The sequence below is a fragment of the Yersinia sp. 2542 StPb PI genome (assembly GCF_048593855.1).
GTDB classification, from domain to species: domain Bacteria; phylum Pseudomonadota; class Gammaproteobacteria; order Enterobacterales; family Enterobacteriaceae; genus Yersinia; species Yersinia enterocolitica_E.
This window is the reverse complement of sequence record NZ_JAZGQA010000418.1, coordinates 1-1105: the sequence shown is the minus strand read 5'-3', so window position 1 is coordinate 1105 and position 1105 is coordinate 1. Positions and strand designations below refer to the sequence as shown.

Sequence of the window (1105 nt, the reverse complement as noted above, 5' to 3'; positions counted from 1 at the left end):
CGAGGCTAATAACACCATTTAACGTAATTTATTAATAATAGTTAATCAAAAACACCACTTTCCCATCGGCTCTTCCTGGCGAGACTGTCGATGCCGTTTGATAATATCGTGCAGATAACGGTATCTTCACTGATTGTTGACTACTGGTGAGAGATACTGTGATATTTTTGGAAAAATCCAAAAGAGACGGTGAACTTGTCGCACCATAACCCAATTGTATTCCGACGCCTTTTGCAGCCGAAGCATTAGAACTGTCGATAGCAAAAATACCATTACTCGAATTCAATATTGCGGTTGCCGGGGTCAATTTGACACTTAGCGTATTATTGAGGGGCTGACCCACCGTCGTGTTACCCGTTCCCTCAACAATGTTGTAGGAGCTATCATTAAAATAGCCATGAAAAACAGGGCAATTTGTCAGGTTAATCGACGCGTCTTTCCACGGTGTTGTCGATCCAATCCCGGTAAAATATTTACTCACCTCAAAAGACCCCATCGCAACATTCACATCGGGTGTGGTGCAGGTTTGAGATACCACGTTCAAACTCCCAGTATAACTTAGGTTATAAACGGGGATAGCCGTGGTATTCGTCAGTGTTGGGTCTGTTGTAAGACTTAGCCGCACTCGAGGCAAATTAGCACCGCTAATCGTGCCGGGAGAAACAGGGCCGATTTTAATCAATGAAAGTACGGCATTTATCCTGATATTAAAATTGAAAAATGACGTTCCGGAATAGGTTGTGGTATAGGCGACCGTAGGTAGCGCCTGATTGCTCAAGTCGCTCGAAACAACAACTCCAATACCGGGAACCTGAGTCTGGTAAACTCTGCCTGGGAAAGGAAAACCACTCCAGGTTGCTAACGTTGGTGCACTGGTATACTCAAGGAGCTGAGGTGCTCTAAAAGAACCCGCCCCACAGGTATAAGCATCTGTTGCAGTTCCTGGATCTCTGAAATCAAGCCGATACACTACCGTCCCATTTGGCATATCAGGGCCTACAGTAATACTACCGGGTGCTAGGTTCACGACAAAGGTACGCGCTGGTGTGATTTTAGTGGTGCACGTCGCCAGTGCCAATGCATATTGGCTGCAACTCAATAACGC

General features: G+C 45.6%; 1 protein-coding gene. It reads right to left on the bottom strand.

What is annotated here, in order from left to right:
• Window positions 1–31: 31 nt before the first annotated feature.
• The coding region (locus V1952_RS22030) for a fimbrial protein (protein ID WP_420075574.1) at window positions 32–1105 on the bottom strand (1074 nt) is incomplete at its 5' end.